The organism is Clostridium sp. 19966 (genome assembly GCF_032335695.1).
Classification (GTDB): Bacteria; Bacillota; Clostridia; order Clostridiales; family Clostridiaceae; genus JACTOJ01.
The window spans coordinates 40,433-58,918 of the sequence record NZ_JACTOJ010000021.1 but is presented as its reverse complement, the minus strand read 5'-3'; the positions used below and the strand labels follow the sequence as shown (position 1 = coordinate 58,918).

14 protein-coding genes, 7 tRNA genes and 1 pseudogene are annotated in these 18,486 nt (G+C 32.3%); 4 read left to right on the top strand and 18 right to left on the bottom strand.

Going from position 1 to position 18,486, the window contains the following annotated elements; all coding sequences use genetic code 11:
- Positions 1–21: 21 nt before the first annotated feature.
- From IAI10_RS18680 to IAI10_RS18645, 8 genes are all read right to left on the bottom strand, one after another.
- Positions 22–1,590: a hypothetical protein gene (locus IAI10_RS18680; RefSeq protein WP_315674817.1), complete on the bottom strand. Its 1,569-nt coding sequence runs from the start codon at positions 1,588–1,590 to the stop codon at positions 22–24.
- Between the two features lie 183 nt (positions 1,591–1,773).
- Positions 1,774–1,845 (bottom strand) — tRNA-Thr (locus tag IAI10_RS18675).
- Between the two features lie 3 nt (positions 1,846–1,848).
- Positions 1,849–1,925: transfer RNA gene (locus IAI10_RS18670), tRNA-Asp, on the bottom strand.
- Positions 1,926–1,934: 9 nt separating this feature from the next.
- A tRNA-Val gene (locus IAI10_RS18665) sits at positions 1,935–2,010 on the bottom strand.
- Between the two features lie 5 nt (positions 2,011–2,015).
- A tRNA-Glu gene (locus IAI10_RS18660) sits at positions 2,016–2,090 on the bottom strand.
- 63 nt (positions 2,091–2,153) lie between these two features.
- A tRNA-Asp gene (locus IAI10_RS18655) sits at positions 2,154–2,230 on the bottom strand.
- Positions 2,231–2,238: 8 nt separating this feature from the next.
- A tRNA-Val gene (locus IAI10_RS18650) sits at positions 2,239–2,314 on the bottom strand.
- Between the two features lie 5 nt (positions 2,315–2,319).
- Positions 2,320–2,394, bottom strand: a tRNA-Glu gene (locus tag IAI10_RS18645).
- 286 nt (positions 2,395–2,680) lie between these two features.
- Between IAI10_RS18645 and IAI10_RS18640 the strand changes: the two genes are divergently transcribed.
- Positions 2,681–3,949: an NAD(P)/FAD-dependent oxidoreductase gene (locus IAI10_RS18640; protein ID WP_315674816.1), complete on the top strand. Its 1,269-nt coding sequence runs from the start codon at positions 2,681–2,683 to the stop codon at positions 3,947–3,949.
- A 299-nt stretch (positions 3,950–4,248) separates the two neighbouring features.
- On the opposite strand, the gene IAI10_RS18635 is transcribed toward IAI10_RS18640, so the two are convergent.
- The gene (locus IAI10_RS18635; RefSeq protein WP_315674815.1) at positions 4,249–4,995 is read right to left on the bottom strand and encodes an acyl-ACP thioesterase domain-containing protein; all 747 of its coding nucleotides are present in this window, start codon (positions 4,993–4,995) and stop codon (positions 4,249–4,251) included.
- Positions 4,996–5,193: 198 nt separating this feature from the next.
- Between IAI10_RS18635 and IAI10_RS18630 the strand changes: the two genes are divergently transcribed.
- Positions 5,194–6,114, top strand: a complete 921-nt coding sequence (locus IAI10_RS18630) for a polysaccharide deacetylase family protein (RefSeq protein WP_315674814.1) — start codon at positions 5,194–5,196, stop codon at positions 6,112–6,114.
- Positions 6,115–6,259: 145 nt separating this feature from the next.
- The gene (gene ytaF / locus IAI10_RS18625) at positions 6,260–6,850 is read left to right on the top strand and encodes a sporulation membrane protein YtaF (protein WP_315674813.1); all 591 of its coding nucleotides are present in this window, start codon (positions 6,260–6,262) and stop codon (positions 6,848–6,850) included.
- 47 nt (positions 6,851–6,897) lie between these two features.
- Here ytaF and IAI10_RS18620 read toward each other — a convergent pair whose 3' ends face one another.
- From IAI10_RS18620 to IAI10_RS18600, 5 genes are all read right to left on the bottom strand, one after another.
- Positions 6,898–7,740 carry a pyridoxamine kinase gene (locus IAI10_RS18620; protein WP_315674812.1) on the bottom strand — a complete coding sequence of 281 codons (843 nt, stop codon included), beginning with the start codon at positions 7,738–7,740 and terminating at the stop codon, positions 6,898–6,900.
- A gap of 74 nt (positions 7,741–7,814) precedes the next feature.
- Positions 7,815–8,315, bottom strand: coding sequence for an ECF transporter S component (locus IAI10_RS18615; protein WP_315674811.1), 501 nt, complete (start codon positions 8,313–8,315; stop codon positions 7,815–7,817).
- A gap of 133 nt (positions 8,316–8,448) precedes the next feature.
- Positions 8,449–9,777: an FAD-dependent oxidoreductase gene (locus IAI10_RS18610; protein WP_315674810.1), complete on the bottom strand. Its 1,329-nt coding sequence runs from the start codon at positions 9,775–9,777 to the stop codon at positions 8,449–8,451.
- Positions 9,778–9,995: 218 nt separating this feature from the next.
- Entirely contained in the window at positions 9,996–10,178 is a 183-nt protein-coding gene (locus tag IAI10_RS18605; protein WP_315674809.1) for a DUF1858 domain-containing protein, read from the bottom strand.
- An 87-nt stretch (positions 10,179–10,265) separates the two neighbouring features.
- The gene (locus tag IAI10_RS18600; RefSeq protein WP_315674808.1) at positions 10,266–11,552 is read right to left on the bottom strand and encodes an adenylosuccinate synthase; all 1,287 of its coding nucleotides are present in this window, start codon (positions 11,550–11,552) and stop codon (positions 10,266–10,268) included.
- 331 nt (positions 11,553–11,883) lie between these two features.
- Between IAI10_RS18600 and IAI10_RS18595 the strand changes: the two genes are divergently transcribed.
- Positions 11,884–12,915 (top strand): DUF6709 family protein, encoded by a 1,032-nt coding sequence (locus IAI10_RS18595; protein WP_315674807.1) that lies wholly within the window; start codon positions 11,884–11,886, stop codon positions 12,913–12,915.
- 56 nt (positions 12,916–12,971) lie between these two features.
- Here IAI10_RS18595 and lepB read toward each other — a convergent pair whose 3' ends face one another.
- The 4 genes and pseudogenes from lepB to topB all read right to left on the bottom strand — a co-directional run.
- Entirely contained in the window at positions 12,972–13,571 is a 600-nt protein-coding gene (gene lepB, locus IAI10_RS18590) for a signal peptidase I (protein WP_315674806.1), read from the bottom strand.
- A gap of 20 nt (positions 13,572–13,591) precedes the next feature.
- On the bottom strand, positions 13,592–14,410 hold the full coding sequence (gene speD, locus IAI10_RS18585) for an adenosylmethionine decarboxylase (RefSeq protein ID WP_315674805.1): 819 nt from the start codon (positions 14,408–14,410) through the stop codon (positions 13,592–13,594).
- Positions 14,411–14,754: 344 nt separating this feature from the next.
- Entirely contained in the window at positions 14,755–15,261 is a 507-nt protein-coding gene (locus tag IAI10_RS18580) for a hypothetical protein (protein WP_315674804.1), read from the bottom strand.
- An 819-nt stretch (positions 15,262–16,080) separates the two neighbouring features.
- A pseudogene (topB, locus tag IAI10_RS18575) lies at positions 16,081–17,769 on the bottom strand (DNA topoisomerase III); the annotation flags it as partial.
- Positions 17,770–18,486 lie beyond the last annotated feature (717 nt).

Below are 18,486 nucleotides of genomic sequence, written 5' to 3'. Positions count from 1 at the left end.
GATATGCCGCTGCATACCCTTTTATTTTATCTTATTTTTTGAATAGTTATCATATTTATTAGATTCAGAGCTTATTACGCTATCTATTTTCCAAGTATATCCCGAAGAACCGTCATAGCTCAATTTATATACTATTACTATATTATCAGTTCCTCCATCCTCATAGTTTATTTTACCATATGCATATTTTACATCAGGCGAGTTTTTCTTAGATAGCACTTCATCTAAAGTAAAGCTTTGAGCTTCTCCCTTAGTTATCTCATGACTATCAGTCCATAAGGATAAAAACCCTTCTCCCATATCTATTTCTTTATTGACCAGGCCGCTGGATATAGAATCCTTGTTTATATCCTGAAGCTCTGCTGAATTTACGGAAGCTTTATCTGCACTAATTAATGTTATATTACTAAAAGTGTATTTATAAACATAGTTTTTAGATACTGATGCGATAAGCACTCCTATATTAAGATTTCTAGTTGTTGAAACATTGATTTCATTATCATCTGCATATTTGAAATCCGTTATATTCATATCCTTTGTAAATTTGTCATTTACATTAAAAGCTTTTCCTCCAAATATTCCATCATAGCTTACATTTTCATTCATGTTTTTATTTATAAGCTGTGCCAGCTTATCCTTTGAAAGACTCTGAGAGGGTGTCAGCTTAAAATCCTCTTGACTTTGTCTATCTACACTTGATATCTGCCAATTTTGTTCATCAAAAGTGAGTTTGCACTTTAATTTTCCTTCTGCGGAAGCTATACCGCTATCTAGAGTAACATCTGCTACTATTTCTTCACTGTCATTTGGAAAATCGGTTTTTTTATCGGATATGTTTATTTTTTTAACATTCTTATCACTTATGGCTATGGTTTCACTGCCTATAGTTATGTTAGCTCCTTTTAAAAGCTGAATAAACGAATCTTCATTTACTCCTGTCAATGGTTCAACCTTAATTCCATTATTTATATTTAGGTTTCCATTAAGCTTCCATGAATTTTTAGATACTTCTTTATAATTAGCCTGCAGACTTCCCGTAACCTTTATGCTGCTGTCTGCCAAAATGAAATTGGCAAGTATTTTTTGGGTATCCTTATCTTTTTTGTTTTCAGTGATTGATATGCTTTTTATGTAATCTTTTTTTACCTCAAACTTCGTCCCTTTAGGCAGTGTTATAACTTTCCCCAAAAGATCCGAGGTTATGTTAGATTCATTTACGGACTGATTTAAAAAGAACTTATCCCCTATTATTGCTATTACAATAACCACCGCTATGGTAGCTACCGTTAATAAAAATCTTTGATCTTTCACAATGGTTTTAGCTTTACTAATATACTGCTGACGCTTAATAGCTCTTTGCTCAGCCTTTTTTCTTCTTGCTTCTTGCTTTATTTGCTCATCTGTTATTTTAGGCATATCTAAAGTATTTCCAAGCTTTGCTTCCTTAGGAGGTTCATTTTCTTCAGAATTAAAATCATCTGCTGCTCCCTCTCTTGGAACAAAGTCTATGTTTATCTTGCAGCCGCAATATGGACAAAATTTTAAGCCTTCTGTGTACTCAAACTCCTTATTACAGTTACCACAAATCATTAATAATTCACCTCCACTTCTTTTTATTTGACTTCGAAGTGTATTAATTACATTATATTATTTTTAACCAATTTCAACAACATAGGAATAAATAAATTATTCTTTATCAATATTCTCTTAAAACATAGCCTAATTTTTATATAACGAAAAAGGCTTCGATAAATAATCGAAGCCTTTAGTTTAAGCTGGCAATAGGAATCGAACCTACAACCTGCTGATTACAAGTCAGCTGCTCTACCGTTGAGCCATGCCAGCATATGGCGACCCAGAAGGGACTCGAACCCTCGACCTCCGGCGTGACAGGCCGGCACTCTAACCAACTGAGCCACTGGGCCATATAAAAGTGGTGGGCACAACAGGGCTCGAACCTGTGACCCTCTGCTTGTAAGGCAGATGCTCTCCCAGCTGAGCTATGCGCCCACTTTTGGTGACTCCTAGGGGAATCGAACCCCTGTTACCACCGTGAAAGGGTGGTGTCTTGACCGCTTGACCAAGGAGCCATGCAAGAATATATAAACAAAGTATCCGGAATTCAAACCCTCATCTACTTTGAGTCTGAATAATGGCGACCCAGAAGGGACTCGAACCCTCGACCTCCGGCGTGACAGGCCGGCACTCTAACCAACTGAGCCACTGGGCCATTAAAAGTGGTGGGCACAACAGGGCTCGAACCTGTGACCCTCTGCTTGTAAGGCAGATGCTCTCCCAGCTGAGCTATGCGCCCACTTTTGGTGACTCCTAGGGGAATTGAACCCCTGTTACCACCGTGAAAGGGTGGTGTCTTAACCGCTTGACCAAGGAGCCATATTGTCGTTTCTTATCATCTCGCGACCCGACATAGACTATAATACAAGAAAACTATATTAGTGTCAACACATTTTTTTATTTTTTTTGCTTATAATTTAATTTTTAAATTTTCTGTATTATCAGTCATTAAAACCCTTCATTAGAAGCATACTAATAGTCCATGTTTTAAAATAATATTGATATATTTATGTAACCCTAATTAATATGTGCTAAAATTATATTATTCATGCGGTAGCGCAAGGTTTATAATCAATATCTAATTAAACTATGAAGGATGATGAATTTGAAACATGATATTATAATAATCGGAGGAGGCGCCTCTGGAATCATAGCTGCTATATGTGCTAAAAATTACGGAATAAACGCAGCTATAATAGAAGGCAATGACCGAATAGGAAAAAAACTATTAACTACCGGAAATGGTAGATGCAATATTACGAATTCAACTATAGATGGTTATATACAGCAATATTTATCTGGAGCAGATATATATCTTCCATACCACTCCAGCATAAAAGATTTTTTTGTACCAGTTTTGAATTCTTTTAAGGTAAAAGATACTGTAGATTTTTTTAACAGTCTTGGTCTTCAATTAACCACCTTGGAAAATGGTAAAATGTATCCTATGTCTCTTCAAGCTTCTTCAGTTTTAGATATTTTAAGAATGTCCGTAGAAGAGCTTGAAATACCTATTTACTTTAATCACAAAGTAGATAATATAACTACTTCCAAAAATGGCTTTACCATAAACACTAAAAGCAATGGTTCCGAAGAAATATTTAAGTGCAGTAAGCTTATTATGTGCACAGGCGGAAAATCAGCTTCAGTTACTGGATCAGATGGAAGCGGATACAATTTAGCTAAAAAATTAGGTCATTCTATCATCAATACTCACCCAGCATTGGTTCAGTTAAAGCTAAATTATAAGAACTTAAAAGCACTATCTGGAATAAAATTTGATGGTTTTGCGGAAATATTTGTGGATAATGAAAGCAAAAAGAAAGAATTTGGAGAGATATTATTCACGGACTATGGTATATCAGGTCCTCCCATATTGCAGCTTAGCAGAATAGCTTCTTGCAATTTACACAAAAAAATCACCTTAAAAATAAATATGCTTCCAGATTATTCTGAGGAGACCTTAGATGATTTTATTGAAAACAGAAAAGCCTTATTTGGCTATAGAAGCATACATAATTCTTTTATTGGCATTATAAATAAAAAAATAATTCCTATACTATTAAAAGAAGCAGGTATTTCAGATATACATAAGCCTTTGCAGGATATGAACTGGAAAGAGAAAAAAGCTCTAATAAAACTGCTTATCTCTTGGGAATTTGAAGTTACGGATACTAACTCTTTTTCTAATGCTCAAGTTACCTCTGGCGGTATAAGCACTGAAGAAATCAATTCAATTACTCTAGAGTCTAAAATTGTAAAAGGCTTGTATTTTGCTGGAGAAATTATTGATGTGGATGGGGACTGCGGAGGCTTCAATCTTCAGTGGGCATGGAGCTCAGGGTATGTGGCAGCTAAAAGCTGTGCTGAATAATAAGTCCATGTTTTAAAAAAATGCTTATAAAGGCTTTGGTCGAAAAATAAATAGCAAGGGGCTATTGCGCAATGAATATAAAGTTATTTTAAAGGGAAATAGATAAGAACAAATTAATAATTAAAAAGTAAAAATTAAAAGTGAAGGTAAAATTCAGTCTTGCTGAATTTTTTATAAACTTATAATTTAAAGAAATCGACTCATAAAGAGACGATTCCCTCAATAACTATTAATTTTTACATCTTACTTCTTAATTGAATAAAATAAATAATCTTTTTGCGACAGCCCCCTATTTAATTTTATTCCCAAACTGTTTCTATTCTTGTAAGCTCTTTACCTTCTGAATCTTCTATGGCATGTAAATATTTTATACCATTCTCTTCAGATTCCACTTTTTGAATTTTAGCTTTAACAGTCTCCCCATAAGTGGTTTCTTTGTTGTAAGTAATTTTTATTCTATTAAGCTTGCGGTTTATCATAACATCAGTAGGAACAACCTCTAGGGCCCATTCTACGTATTTAACATTATTAACGTGCCTGTTAGTGTCTATATCGCTGTATCTTACATTAAAAAACTTTTCTCCATCAACCTCAGTGATTTCAGCTATGTTTTCTATATCTATAGTTTTAACTCCATTTCCTTCTACACCATAGGCCTTAAACATTTCCTCATTTACTCTTACTGGACGCCTTCTCTCGATATCCAACAAAAGCCATATGGAATCAGCCTCTACTATAACTTCACCGCTCTGATTTTCAATTTTAAATTTTCTGTAAGCATAAAACTTATTTATACCATAAGCTTCAGTGCTCACCTTTACTGTTTCACCATACAAAGGGTACTCCTTAATCTTTATATCCCATTTATACAGTATCCAGCCAAGATTGTTTTTCTTTAAGTAATCTATACCTACTCCAAGCTTTTCGCTTTGATATGTAGATGTGTCACTAAAATATTCCATCATAGTTTTTAAAAAAAGTCTCTTTTTATAATCTACCTCATAATACCTTATATCATATTCTTTAGTAGTCACTACATTTCCCATAATACCTTTAGATTAGGTAAAAACATAAAAATAACATATACTTCCGCTATAATACTTTTAATGCTTTTACTTAATCTCTCCCCCCTTCTCACATTTAATACTTTACAATATATCCTATATTATTTTATCATATTAATATCTATTTTTCTAAAAAATCGTATTATTAGTTACAAACATTTAAAGAAAGGTAAACGACGGATGAAAAAAACATATAAAATTATAATTTCAATTATAGTATTAGTTTTATGCATCAGTGTGGCTTTCATAGCCGAAAGCAATCCACATAAGATTAGTAAGAAAAGTGCATCATCAAAAAGCAAATCTGACATAAGTCAGAATAATGTTTCTTCTTCAAAAAAATCTCCAATACCTGCAGCCCCTGAAATTGATTCAAAATCTATTCAGCCTCTAACTATCAATGGTTTTTCTAAAAATATGACCTCAAAGCAATACGAAAATCTTGATAATTGGAAAAAGCAAATTACCGAACTTACAATAAATAACAAGGATAAGCTCTTTATTAATGGAGGATCGGATCGTAAAATTGTCTGTCTAACCTTCGATGACGGCCCAAGTGCCAATATAACTCCTAAAATTTTAGATATATTAAAACAATATGACGTAAAAGCTTCTTTTTTTATTATAGGAAATCAGATTTCTGGAAATTCAGCACTTATTAAGAGAATATATGCTGAAGGAAATCTTGTGTTGAATCATAGCTATTCTCATCCTGAATTAACTAAAAAAAGTGATGCTGAAATAACAAAGGAAATCTCATTAACAGAAGATAGTCTTGAAGCTATTATTGGGAAAAAGCCTGCAATACTAAGACCGCCCTACGGTGATATAAATCAACATGTTTTAGATTTAGTTTCATCCCTAGGCTATAAATCCGTTATTTGGTCCACGGATACTTTTGATTGGTCTCAAAAAGAAAGCTCTAATATTATAAAAAATACTACTGATAATCTGAGACCAGGAGAAATAATATTAATGCATTGCAATGGAGATAAAAAAGCCACAGTGGAGGCTCTACCTAAAATCATTGAAACCATAAAAGCTAAAGGTTACGATATGACTACCTTAGATAAATTGCTGAATATTTCTGCTTACAAGTAAAACAAAAATCTGTATTTTGAATATATATTGGTATCAAAATTAATAATCATGGCAACTTTCCAATGGTTTATAAATAATATAAATGGACAGGATTTTTATACATCTTCCTCAAACAATAATTAGTAATCTACCATTGGAGGATTGCATGGATTTACTATCTATATTATTATTTTCTATTTCTGTGAGCAGTGATAATTTTATTGTTGGATTAAGCTACGGCACAAAAAAAATAAAGATAAATTTTATCAGCAACACCTTGGTAGCATTTATCTCCTGCCTTGGAACTTTTGTATCAATGCTGCTTGGTAAGTATTTCAACAATTTTATCTCACCACACATTGCTGATATATTGGGAAGCCTAATGCTTATGTTATTCGGTATATATATGCTTATAGGTGCATATAAAAGTAGTCATGGAGCCTCGGATATAATAGAAACAGTTTATGATCACCCTGAGATTATTGATACTAACAACTCAAATATCATAGAATTAAAAGAAGCCATAATTTTAGGCTTTATCCTTTGTATAAACAATATAGGTTTAGGTATTGGTGCAAGCTTTGCTGGATTAAACATATTTTTAACTTCTGCAGCATCTTTTATATTCAGTATGATTTTTATAAAGCTCGGTGATTATATAGGAAAATCTTTTATTTCAAACAAATTATCTCATATATCACAATACGTATCTTCGCTTATAATAATTTTATTAGGCTTATACGAATTAATTTTTTAACAAAAAAGTGTGGTAAATACGCCACACTTTCTGTTTTATCTTAATTTTTACACTGATTTAAAGCATTCTTTTAGCTTTGAAGTAAGTTTTATATCCGCTAAAGGAAGCCCTTCCAAAGGATTTAAATTATTGCTAATCACAAGTGAAATCCCTGCTTCCACAAATTCTGCCGCCTTTTCGGCACTTTCACATATACTCATACCCTTCATAAGGCATCCCATAAGCACAGCTGTAAAGGCATCTCCTGTCCCTGGATAAGAACCTTTAAGCTTCTCTCTGCACAAATATTCTACACTGTCCTTAGTTTTATCATATATATAAATATACATTTTATCATCAAGGCATACGGAAGTTATAATTACATATTTAGGTCCAAGCTTTCCCAAAACCTTAAGACACTTTTCTATTTCCTCTTCACAACAGCATTTTTTATAATCCATACCCGTAAGCAAAGCTGCTTCCGTAAGGTTTGGGGTTATTACATCCGCTTTTTCTAAAATAGCTTTTACATTTTCTATGCTATCTTCATCCATGAAACCATAAAGCTTACCGTTGTCTCCCAATATTGGATCAAGCACTACTAATGTGTCCTTATGCTTAAAGGAATCCAAAAATTCTTTTGTAAACTCTACTTGCTTAGGAGAAGTAAAAAGCCCTATATATATTCCATCAAATTTAAAATCATTGCTCTTCCATTGGAATAAATATTCCTTCATAAAAGCATCGTTTTCTGTTTTTTTAACCCCGTTAAAAGCTCCATGGCTTGTAAAAATGGCCGTAGGTATTGGATTTACCTCTACTCCTAAATTGTACATTATAGGTATTATATTCATAAGTGCTGCTCCGCCATAGCATGCTAGATCATGAATAGCTGCAATTCTTTTTCTCATAATAAACCTCATCTTTTCTTTAGAGTTTCTTAACAATCATAAGTCTATATCAACATTTTTTAAGCATAGCCTTTTTAAAATGTTATTTTAGCTTTCTTTAATATTGGTTTTATAGCTGTAGTCAATACGATTGAAATAATTATTCCTATTATAGATGTTATAATGGATGCCAAGGATGAAGTAAGAGCTGTCCCAAAATTATAGAACACCAGCCAATCTACTAAGAAATAACCTATTAAAGATATTATAGCTCCTACGATAAAACCAATTAGATTCTGCACTACACTATTTCCCTCTTTTTTATTAAGAAAGGCTATCTTACCTGCTGCAAGCCCTTGAAGTCCCTTTATAATAAAGGTAAATGGAGCCCAGGAAGCAGAATAGGTGAGTAAATCAAACATACCTAAACCTACGGCTCCAACCCATCCAGCATCTTCTCCTACCAGAACCGCTGAAATATACAGAGCCGCCGTTCCTAAATGCACCATATTCCTTCCAAAGTCTATGTGTATAAAAGTTGCTACAAAACAAAATGCTGCCAGCAAAGAAATTGTTACTAATCTTTTAATTTTCATAATATACACCTCTTCTAAAAAATTACAATAATAGCTTACTATCATAGTGTGAAAAGTGTAAATGTACCGATACAACAAAAGCATGGCCTTAGCCATGCTTTTATTTGCAATTTGAATTTTATTATTTATAATTTTACTCTGCATTAAGCCCTGCTACATTTAAAAAATTCCAAGGCTTATTAAAATGAGGCTGGAAGAAGAAATCTACAAAACCTAATTCATCTATAGTCATTTTATTCTGTATGCATACAGAAATAGTGTTTATCGCAGCAGTTAAATCCACCTTGCACATAAGCTGCGCACCTAAGATAACTCTGCTTTCAGCCTCATAAACCACCTTTAAGGTAATCTCCTCATAGGTCGGCATAAACTCTGGTCTATAATTTTCTTTTATAGTTACTGATTTTACTTTAAATCCATCTGCCTTAGCGGATTCTTCTGTGAGACCTGTAGATGCTATGTTATTTTCATATATTTTTATTCCTGATGTGCCTTGTGTCCCTAGATATTTTATAGTAGGTTTAACAAGATTTCTAGCGACTAAAGTTCCCATTCTTACAGCATTAGTAGCTAGCGGAATATATTGAAGCTTTCCTGTAGGGTTATATATTACTGCACAGCTGTCCCCTGCTGCATATACGCCTTCCTTGCTAGCCCTCATATATTCATCGATAATTATAGCACCATTTGACAGCATATCTACTTGGCCTTTAAGTAATTGAGTGTTAGGTCTAAAGCCTATGCACAATATAACCATATCTGTTTCATATTCACCTTTATTAGTTATAACCTTCTTTACTTTTCCATCTTCACCTTCAAATTTTGTAACTGTTTCACCTAAAGCTAATTTAACCCCATTATTTTTAAAGGACGCTTCAGCTGCATCTGTGAATTCCTTATCAAGATACTTATTTAAGATTCTATCTACTGTATCTATTAAAGTTACTTGTTTTCCTTGGCTTTGGAAGGCTTCCACAAGCTCTACTCCTATGTATCCAGCTCCTACCACCACTATATTTTTAGCAGTCTTAGCTTTTTCAATTATTGTATTTGAATGAGTATAATTTTTAGAGAGGAGTATATTCTCTAAGTTTATTTCCTCAATATTAGGTACTATTGGCCATGAACCAGTAGTTATTATAAGCTTATCATAGGTGTCTTCAAATTCTCTCTCTGTCTCTAAATCCTTAACCTTTACCTTTTTAGCATCAGTATCAATGGATAGCACATCATGTTTCATTTTTGTTTTAACTCCAAGCTCTGCAAGTTTTTCTGGAGATGAATAGAAAAGTCCTTGAGGATCCTTAACTACTCCTCCCACATAAAGTGCAATACCACAAGATAAAAATGATATATTATCATTTCTTTCATATACAGTTATATCAGCCTGGGGATATAACTTAGCAGTGTTAACAATTGCCGCAGTACCTGCATGAGTACATCCTATTACTATTACCTTCATAAAAACCCTCCCTAAAATCCTTGTTAAATTATTATCTATATATATTATAAATTATAAAATAATTATTGTCCACTAATAAATACAATTATTATAATCGTTTGCATTTTATAGAACTTTTTATATTTGTAATTGAAAAAAAGTGAAGAATATTTAATATTCCTCACTTTTATTATTCCAAAAACTTATTATATCATGTAACAATATAGATTGAATCTATATTACTGATTTAATGCTTCTACTAAATCGTCTATATCAAATCCATGAACCATTGCTGCTTCTTCTAATGTTTCCATCTGAGATGCAGGACATCCTACACAGCCCATACCAAAATCCATTAGAGTATCAATTTTATCAGGATTCTCTGTAACTAATTGTCCTATAGTCATTTCCTTAGTAATCACTATATCGCCTCTTTTCTTTTATTTAATGGTATTTCATCAAATATATTATATACAATTTAATTGTAATTTACAACAAGCAAATATTCACTATAGTTCTGATACAACTATTGTCTGATCTCTTCTTGGTCCTACGGATACGATCGCTATCTTAGTAGATGTAAATTCTTCAATTCTTCTAAGATACTTCTTCGCATTTTCTGGTAATTCCTCGTAGCTTCTTGCTTCTGCCACGCTATCATCCCAACCATCAAATTCTTCATATATAGGTTCACATTTTGCTAAATCTTCAAGACTTGCCGGAAAATAATCTATAACTTTTCCTTCAAATTTGTATCCCACGCAAACCTTAATCTTATCAAGTCCAGCTAAAGTATCTATCTTAGTTACTGCAAAGCTTGTAAGTCCATTAACTCTAGTGCTTGTTTTCAATATAACAAGATCAAGCCATCCGCATCTTCTTGCTCTTCCAGTAGTAACTCCAAATTCGTTTCCTTTTTCCCTTATCCAATCACCAGTTGAATCCAAAAGTTCTGTAGGGAATGGTCCTTTTCCTACTCTTGTAGTGTAGGCCTTTACTATACCAACGGCACTATCTATCATAGTAGGTCCAACTCCAGCTCCTGTGCATACTCCTCCTGCTACTGTGTTTGAGGAAGTTACATATGGATATGTACCATAATCTATATCCAGAAGCATTCCTTGGGCACCTTCAAACAATACATCCTTCTTAGCTTTTATTGCATCATAAACCTCAACGGAAGTATCTTTAACGAAAGGTTTTATTTTTTCAGCCAAGCTTACATATTCTGAGTATACTGCATCAAAGTCTAATGCCTCGCCGCCTAATACTTCGGTTATATAAGCATTCTTTTCTTTTAAATTAAGCCTTAGCTTTTCTTCAAATACAGCTTTATTAATTAAGTCACAAATTCTTATACCAGATCTTTCTACCTTGTCAGTATAACATGGTCCTATACCTTTTCCTGTGGTTCCAATATCATTTTTACCTCTAGATTTCTCTTTTAGCTTATCCAGAGTCTTATGATAAGGCATTATAACTTGAGCTCTATCGCTTACAATAAGATTTTCAGGAGTTACTTTTACTCCCATACCCTTCAAATATTCTATTTCTTCGAAGAATGCATTAGGATCTATTACTACTCCATTTCCTATTATATTAACTTTATTATTGTACAAAATTCCTGATGGTATAAGATGTAATTTATATTTCTTGTCTTCAACTGCTACAGTGTGTCCTGCATTGTTTCCGCCTTGGAATCTAACTACTACGTCGGCGCCTTCTGCAAGAAAATCTGTCATTTTACCCTTTCCTTCATCTCCCCATTGGGCTCCTAAAACTATAAAAGCTGACATATTGTTTTCCTCCCATTTAATTTCTTATGTACCACTAACAATACTATCAAAGCTACATAAAATAGTCAACAAATAACCGAACATTTTTGCACTACTACTTATTATAATTCGTTATTTTATGGGTTTAATTCTTTCTACACTATTATGCTATTAATTATAGCTTCTATTTATAAATTTCTTATATAAATTCGCCATTGATAAATATAGATATTTTATAATTACTAACAAAACAGGGTATAGTTTTTCATGACTTAAACGATAAATTAATGGTATTAGCTGTATTAATTTATTTATATATAAAATTTACTTTTATTTTTAGGGGGAATAGGTTTTGGAAATTAATTTTTTAAATTCACGTATAAAGAGAGTTTCAAGGAATCTCTTTATCACTCATTTTTTGCTATTTGTTATCTGTTGTTTTATCATTCTCACAGTCTGCGGTAACGCCATCAATTATTTTAAAGGGGCTAACACCATAAATTTCGAAGATATAGCTTCTAGAAAATTAAGCGGTTTTGGTTCAAACAATTATGTAACTCTTACTCCTGAAGCTAAAGCAAAAACTGGGCTTCAATATGTTGAAACCAATAAAAAAAGCAGTTCAAAAACTGTAGAAGCTGATTATTATTTACTAAAAGGAGGCAAAACACTTATTTTTGCTGCAATCCCACCAGAAGCAGCTTCTTCTTCATCCTATACTGGGTGGGTAAGAAAAATGACTGATGAAGAAAAAGATCACTTGTCTTCTTATATGGCTGAAATTAAGAGCGAATCGAATGGTGAATTCACTCTTTCTGATTACATTTTGGATTCAAAATATGACCCGAGTTCATCTGTAATATTTATAATTTGCAGCATACTTGGAATATTATTTTTCATATGTGCAATAAAAGCTTTCAGAACATTTACTCTCCCTGCAAGACATAGAATATACAAAAAACTTGCAAAATATGGGGACGCAGACACTTTAGCTCAGAGTATCGACAGAGATTTATCTCAATATCCTGTACAAAATTTTGGTAAGGTTATATACACTAAGTCTTGGATAATAGCCCCTTATGCTCTAAGCTTGAAAATAGCTAAAATGGAAGATGTACTTTGGGCTTACAAAAAAATAATTAAAAAATCTATAAATTTCATTCCTGCCGGAAAGAGCTACGAACTAGATCTTTGTTGTTATGATAAATCTATTGTAAGAATAAATATGAAAGAAAGCTTAGTAAATTCATTACTAATGGCTATTAAAGAAGATTGTCCTTGGGTTATTCTAGGCTATAATGCAGAAATCAAAAAGATGTGGAAATCTAGATTTGATGAAATCATAAAATATGCGGCTGATAAAAAAAACACTCCAGTAGAATAATAAAAATAGCTATCCAAAATAAATGAATTTTATTTTGGATAGCTATTTCAAATTAATTATAATATGGTAAACTTGTCTAGAGGTTTTACTCTTAAAAATGCATGTCCTCTTATATTTTCTATAGGAACGGGTCCAAAGTTTCTGCTGTCATTGCTTCTATCTCTATTATCTCCCATAACAAACACATAGTTTTTAGGCACAGTATATACATAATCCTCTGTTATAAAATTACCGTAGTTGGTCTCCATATCCTGGGACAGATAATCTTCTTTTATCTGCTTTCCGTCCACCAAGACCCTTCCATTTTTTATCTCTACTGTGTCACCGCTCAACGCTATAATTCTTTTTATATATACGCTGTACTTATCATTAGGAGGAGTAAATATAATAATTTGCCCTTTACTAAAACTCTTTAATGCATCACTTATTTTTTCTACAAAAACCACATCTTTATCATTGAGAGTTGGATACATGGAAATTCCGTCCACATCCGCTCTTTCCAATAGATATGTCCTTATAATAAAAGCGCATATTACACATATTAATATAAAAAACAAATTACTTTTTAAAAACTTCCTAGCACCTTTTTTCTTATTAGTATTATTTAATACTGTCTCATTTTCACAAATCTCATTTTTTCCCTTATCAAATTCCATAACTACACCCACTCACAACATTATACATTTGGTAAATCTATACCATAGAAAATTTCTGTCATCTCTCTGTTCAGCTTAGTAATTATTTCATTTCTCTCTGATGAGCTTAAATCCTCTTCCCTTATTTCAAATAAATAGTTTGGCAAATCCATATCCTTAAGCATCATCTTCGTATGAAATATGTTGGATTGATATATATTCATATCTATTAGATTGTACCTATCTATAGTCTCTTTACAAATAAAATTCTGTATTGAATTTATGTCATGATCTATAAAATGCTTGTGTCCATCCACATCTCGTGTAAAGCCTCTTACTCTATAATCTATTGTTATTATATCGGAGTCAAAACTATCTATAAGATAATTTAATGCTTTTAGCGGTGATATCTTTCCGCAGGTGGAAACATCTATATCTACTCTAAATGTACTTATATTATTTTGAGGATGACTTTCAGGATAAGTGTGCACCGTAACATGGCTTTTATCCAAGTGCGCAACTATATTCTCCCTGATCGGTGTAAGTAATCCTCTATTACAGGAAGGATCTAATAGATACAGAGGTACTTCCTCTTCAGATATAAGCAGTGTAACACTAGCTCCCTGCGGATCATAATCCTGCTTTGCTATGTTAAGTACATTCGCTCCGATAGTTTTTGTTACATTGCTTAATATGTTAGTTAATCTTTCAGAATTATATTGTTCATCTATATATTCTATGTATTTTTTTCTATCTTCATCAGTCTCTGTATAGCAAATGTCATATATATTAAAGCTCAAAGATTTAGTAAGATTATTAAAACCATATAGTTTTATTTTATTCGATTCTTCTTTCCCCAATTCATACTAGCCTCTCTTTCAAAATTTACACTATAATAAATATAGCTTTCAACATAGATAAAATATCATACGGCAATATTTTTGTCCACTCCAAATTATACCTTAAACAGAATCAATCCTTTTAGTATTTCTATATATAAAAGAGCCTAATTTAATAATACCATAATACAAGGACATGGAGATATTCCTCCACGTCCTCAATATTTATTACTGTAATTTCAGCCATTATTTTGTGAAGCCTGAACTTTATACCCACAGCTTCATTATATATTTAAAATAAATACCACTTTATATTATATCCAATGGAATCGTTATTATGCTATATATGGCTTAAAATAATTATCTCATTCTGCAACCTTATCCTTCGATTCATTATCAACAACAATCTGGTGAATTTCTTTATCTGATAGTTCCTTAAATTTCTTACTGATTATCTTTTCTTCTATTATTATATAGGCTATTACTCCTAGAAAAATTGCGAATTCAAATACTGCATATTTAATTTTGAACATAAATCCAACATACATGCAATAAAATAGTAAAAAGATAGATCCAAATATTATCATTGCCATGGAACTATTGTTTACTTTATATATCATCTTTTTATTTTTAGTTTTGCGTATAGTTATAATATCAGAAAAGTTTACTCCGTTTTTTCTAAAAGTATATATAGTAAAAATTAGTGTAAGCAGCATTAAAACAATAAGCACATGGGCAAAATGTCTCTCGCTTGGAAAACCTATTTTATATATTATATCCCCAACCATAGCTAAAGTAAAAGCTAATGCCTTTATGACTCCATTTTTGCTGAACTCTTTCCTGATTCTCTCATCCCTGTATATGCTATCCATCTCGCACCTCCCTGTATTGGTTATTTTACTCAGTCCAATACTTAAGTGTTCCTAATGTTTTTTAAGTTTTTATAATTGAATTACTATCAATTATAAATATTGTTTTTATTTTCCATGATTCCATCAAATTTATAGTTTGTCTTATAAACCCAACAGCATATGAAAGCTGCTCCTATGGGTAAGTCCCTTTTCAACTCTAGCAACTTTTATTTTGCTTACTGCCATTTCACACCACCTTATGCTTATTTTACAAACTATTCTATCCCTATAGTAATTTATATATTACATTTTGTAAACACCGATTTTCTTTTTATATATTAGGTTCTGCCTTAAATCAGTGTTGATTTTTGCACAAATTTAAAATATTCCTTTAAAACATAACCATATATTAAAGTATTGACAATATATTAAGCATTAATCTGTTCATTATGGAAATTAATCAATAATTTATTTTAGCTTCTAAAATCATGAAAATTGATGCATAAAATTCACTCTGCTATTATGCCAAGCATCTGGGGGCTTGGCGGAGGTTCTAAAGTAGAGCATCTAATATGTAAAACCTGCGGTGTTATTCTGCTAAGCAAGGTTGTTAATCCTAATATATTTAAGTCAATTAATACTAAATAATTTAATATTATTATGAAATTTCGACTAAAAAAGCGTGAAAAACAATAATCTTCTAAAATAAATAGTCACGTTTTATTAGTTTAATACTAATAGAACATGACTTCTTCAATTTTGTTAGATAATTATTGTATTCTTTATTCTGCTTTTGTTTTAAATCAGTATTGATTTTTACACTGATTTAAAACTTGGCTTTTACTTTAAATTCAATTTAGCTAATGCATCTGCCAAGGCAGAATTCATAGGTTCTTCCTGATCCTTTTTCTGCTGTTCTCTCATGAATCTTGCAACATCCTTCTTAGAAAGCTTATCGCTATCTTTTTTCTTTCTCTCCTGAAAAGCAGAAAGTTTTTCTCTGTAACCGCAGGCGCATACAAATATCTGTGCTTCCCCTTCTCCTCTAAGCTCCAGCTTCTTATGGCACTCAGGGCATCTTGCATTGGAAACTCTAGATAGAGTTTTCCTATAGCCGCATTCTCTATCCTGGCAAACCAGCATCTTGCCGTGCTTACCGTTAACCTCCAGCATGTATTTACCACAGTTAGGGCATTTGCTTCCTGTTAGATTATCGTGTCTGAACTTATCATGGCTATTCTTTATATCGCCCACTACTTCCTGAGCATAATTTCTCATATCATTAATGAATATATTTTTATTAAGCTTGCCTTTTGATATTAGCGAAAGCTTCTGTTCCCACTCAGCGGTTAAAGCTGGGGATTTTAAATCTTCAGGGACTAACTCTAAAAGCTGTTTTCCTTTTGAAGTTATAAATATGTCCTTACCTTTTTTTTCTAGTAAAAAGCTGTTAAATAGCTTTTCTATAATATCGGCTCTGGTAGCTACGGTACCTATCCCTCCAACTTCTCCTAAGGTTTTTGCCAAATCTTTGCTGGTCTCTCCCATATACTTTACTGGATTTTCCATAGCCGATAGAAGAGTTGCTTCGTTAAAAGGAGCTGGCGGCTTAGTCTCTCCAGAAGTCTGAGTTAGACCTGTCACCTTTAGCTTATCACCCTTATTAATTTGAGGAAGCCTTTGATCTGAAAGCTCTTCCCTTGAATCTTCTTCCTCATATTTATTTTCATACACTTCCTTCCAGCCTTCTTTAATAACTACCTTACCTTTAGCTATAAAGTTCTCTCCGCCTATATTAGCTCTTATGGTAGTTTGCTCATATTCGAAAGGAGGATATAAAACCGCAAAGAATCTCTTCACTACCAAGTCATATATTTTTCTTTCCTTGTCGCTTAGAGAAGATATATTAACTCTCTGCTCTGTAGGAATTATAGCATGATGATCCGACACCTTGCTGTTATCCACAAAGCTTTTACTTGCCTTTATTTCAGAGTTCATAAGCTTAAGTCCAAATTTTGAATAAGGACCTACTCCAGAGGCTTTTATTCTATCTTTTAAAGTATCCACTATGTCTGAAGAAAGGTACCTTGAATCTGTTCTTGGATAAGTAAGCACCTTGTGACTCTCATACAGCCTCTGCATTAAAGACAAAGTTTCTTTAGCAGAATATCCAAATAGCTTATTGGCATCTCTTTGAAGTTCTGTTAAATCATAAAGCTGTGGAGAATAACTCTTCTTATGAGCTTTTTCCACCTCCACCACTTCAGCATTTTGTCCTTTAATACTTTTTATTATGTTATCGCTTTTTTCCTTATCAAAGGTTTTTATATCCTTGGACTTAGCATCCTGCCAAGAGAATTTTACTCCATTGCATAAAGCGCTTATACCATAATAGTTTTTAGGTTTAAAGTTTTTTATTTCCTGTTCTCTTGAAGCTATCATAGCCAAAGTAGGAGTTTGAACTCTTCCACAGGAAAGCTGGGCATTAAACTTGCAAGTTAAAGCTCTTGTAGCGTTTATTCCTACAACCTAAGTACCTATTTTTATTTTCATAAAACCTGATATCATAGTATAAATCCTGGTGTTTAAGGTTTTATTAAATTTATTTTAACAAAACCACATGATGATGCTTAGCTTTTTCGAAAACACTAGTATTAATAATTACCTATACCTTTAATAAAGCAAAACAATTAATATTGATTTTTCTATACTATAAATATATAATAGCTTTCATCTATATACAATACGCAGGCTTAAATAATACTTTTATTCTTAGTAATTGTCACATCCATAAAGAAGGAACATTTTAAGTGATTAAAACTGCATATATTAATAGGTATCCTCAAATCAAGTAATACTTTTATGCAAAAAAAGCTAAAATATAATAACACTATAATAGTTTCTACATACGAAATCTTAAAAGAACTTACTGATTCTTTTTCATTATCTCCAAGTACAAATGATTCGATAATTACTATTGTAAAACATAACTTATGCCCAATTTTAATTCCAATATTGACGAATTTGAAAAAGGCTTTAGCAAAGTACTGCATGCGGAAAAATCTTATATCTATAATTATCATAGATTGAAATTAATTAAAATAGCCACTCTCCCACCTTTGGTATAAAAAGCACTCAGCAATACTTAATTTTTCTTTTTATCAATTTATATCTTATATTTATCTTTCTGCAAAACTTCATAATATCTTCACATTTTCTTGTTATTATTTGGGTATAAAGTTATTT